Below are 2,495 nucleotides of genomic sequence, written 5' to 3'. Positions count from 1 at the left end.
TTTTCGGGCTGCCATCCGAAACATCTTCAAATTCCTCGGTTCCCACTCGAGTTGCTCGTTTGCGCCGGACGAAGTGCCGTCCGCCAATCTTGCAACATCTGCGAGCCCGCAGACCGGTCCCGTTCCGGCTAGTCAGATGCCGTCAGGCCAGGCGAATCTGACTAGTCCGCTGCCTGAAATATCGCGGCAAATCACGGATGGGTATGTCACGGCCGCTACTAGAGATATGTGCAATTCCAGCAAGGTGGTTGAACTTGCCCCCAAGCTGGAACTCCCGGTTTCGCAGGCGAATGCTCCCACTCTTTCCGATGATGACGCTAACGGGAACTTAAACCTCTTCGCGCTTCAGGATGCCATTGCCCGCCTTGCTGATGGCAATCGCAATGACCGCCGCGCGACCCTTCACGCGTGCGTCCGTTTGCTGCAGGCGACGCTCACCGGTCAGTCACCTAGCACGCCGGTACCCGCAGCCCTTGCCCCTGCTCTCCGGAAGATGCGGGAAAATACAAATCCGAGCGAGTGGCAACGCATTCTGGATAAGGTACAGCCTGCCCTCACTACCGGCATGCGGAGTGCGGCGCAGAGCTACTACACGGCGTTTGTTAAGGCAGTCCTCCCGTTGCTGGAGACGATGCCGCAAAAGGATCAGATTCTTCTGCTAGGTGATGCCGGCGAAGGCGTCAACCACTTGGGGTACGCGATCGCGAAGGGTGACACGGAGGTCATCGAGGCACTTCTGCCGCTACTGAAGAAGATGCCGCTAGAAGATCAGATTCGTCTGCTGAGTGTGGAATTTGGATACGGGCGCACCTGCTTGTTTATCGCGCTACAGGAGTGCCGTGAGGCGAGCATCACGGCACTTCTTCCTCTTCTCGACAAGATGCCGCAAAAGGATCAGATCAGTTTGTTGAATAAGCGCGATACCCTTGGTGGTGGCGGTGGCCTGTGGTGGGCGGTGGTGAGACGCAAAGGGGCGGTCCTTGAGGCACTTCGTCCGCTGCTGGAGAAGATGCCGGAAGAGGCTCTGATCAGTCTGCTAGGTGGTTGTCTCGTCGGCCCGCCGCACGACGAGAAATTCATCGATGCACTTTCTTGGCTACGGGAAAAATACCTGTCGAGGTTAGCGCCGTCTGTTAAATAGTGACGCTCGTAAGCATCAGTCCATTCCGTTTTGAATCACATCCCCCGAATGTGAAAGCGTCGCTATTGTCAGAACGAGGTCCATGCGATGGACGATGAGAATATTACAGGGTACTGTCACGTGGTTAAAGGTCGGGCGAGAGAAAAAACAGTACCTACGCAATTCCTGATTTATGCGGCCAGGTGATCCGGCATCGGATTGCCGGTCACGGCTTCCCACGCTTCGAAAGTACGTGTGCGTGCCTGTCTTTTTTCCTGTGCGTTGGCGTTGTAGCGGCAATGCATGAACAGGTTGGCCAACTGGTCGTGAATTGAAGCGAATCGTTGCAGATGTCGTGCCAACTTGAAGCGGCGCATCACCGTCTCACGCACCCACGTTGGTTGATGCGAATTTTCTGCCCGATTGTTAAATCATTTGAGCTGCCGGTGTTCCACGCCGAGTACCAGATCCCGATTTGCTGCGGCGTAGCTCTTGAGCCCGTCGGTGATCAGCACGCGCGGAGCGCGCCCATATTTCTTGAGCAATTTTCGCATGAGACGTCTGGCTGCGTGCCTGTCGCGGCGGCTTTGCACCAGTACGTCGAGCACCGCGCCATGCTGGTCCACCGCGATAGAGCGTATGCGCCGGGCAATGCCCAGCCCGAACTTCAGCGACCAGCGTCGCACTGTCTCGTATGTCAGTTCAACACCCCGGGCGGCCAGCAACTCCTCGACCATGCGCAGGCTCAGCGGAAAACGAAAGTACAGCCATACTGCGTAGCTGATTACGCAGGGCGAAAATCGGCACCCAGCATAGGAGATGGCATCGTTGGCAGATGCGCTTGCTGCACAGGGGCTCATTTCATACCGCAATTGTCGCCGCATTGCTAGTGCTCTGTTCCGTTTGTTAACTGATCTATGTTCGCGTAGCATGTTGACGTCAACGGAACGGGAGACGTCAGCATGGCGATCGGGCGACCGAAGGCGGAACTGGTGCTGAGCGAAGACGAACGCGCACAACTGATGTCGATTGCGCGTTCTCGTTCGATTTCGGCCGCGTTGGTCACGCGGGCGCGCATCGTGCTGGCGGCCGCTGACGGCGAGCCCAACCGCGCGATCGCGCAGCACCTGCAACTCACGCGCGCCACGGTGAGCAAATAGCGTCTTCGATTTCTGGATCAGAACATCAACGTATGCGGTCTTTTAACGACGCCCGTCAGAGGTTGAGGGGGCAGGCATTCTCCAAGGCATGAGATCGGCGTAGTCGTCGGCGGTTGCAGCGAGCGCCAGCCTGGTGAGCAGCCAGACCAGATAGCGATACGGCTCGACGCCGTTCGCCTTGCACGTCTCGACGAGGGAGTACAGGTTGGCACTGG

General features: G+C 57.6%; 2 protein-coding genes and 2 pseudogenes. 2 read left to right on the top strand and 2 right to left on the bottom strand.

Annotated features, from left to right (window positions below; genetic code table 11):
* On the top strand, positions 1-1,141 hold a 1,141-nt coding region (locus DID99_RS36340; RefSeq protein ID WP_221623080.1), incomplete at its 5' end, for a hypothetical protein.
* A gap of 170 nt (positions 1,142-1,311) precedes the next feature.
* Here DID99_RS36340 and DID99_RS36335 read toward each other — a convergent pair.
* Positions 1,312-1,980, bottom strand: a pseudogene (locus DID99_RS36335) (transposase).
* 102 nt (positions 1,981-2,082) lie between these two features.
* On the opposite strand from DID99_RS36335, the pseudogene DID99_RS36330 reads away from it, so the two are divergent.
* A pseudogene (locus DID99_RS36330) lies at positions 2,083-2,277 on the top strand (helix-turn-helix domain-containing protein); the annotation flags it as partial.
* Between the two features lie 45 nt (positions 2,278-2,322).
* Here DID99_RS36330 and DID99_RS36325 read toward each other — a convergent pair.
* On the bottom strand, positions 2,323-2,495 hold a 173-nt coding region (locus tag DID99_RS36325; protein WP_148094706.1), incomplete at its 5' end, for a transposase domain-containing protein.

The sequence above is a fragment of the Burkholderia sp. Bp8986 genome, from assembly GCF_003854225.1.
Taxonomy (GTDB): Bacteria; Pseudomonadota; Gammaproteobacteria; order Burkholderiales; family Burkholderiaceae; genus Burkholderia.
Note: the sequence above shows the minus strand (reverse complement) of the source record. Positions and strands in the feature narration are given on the sequence as shown.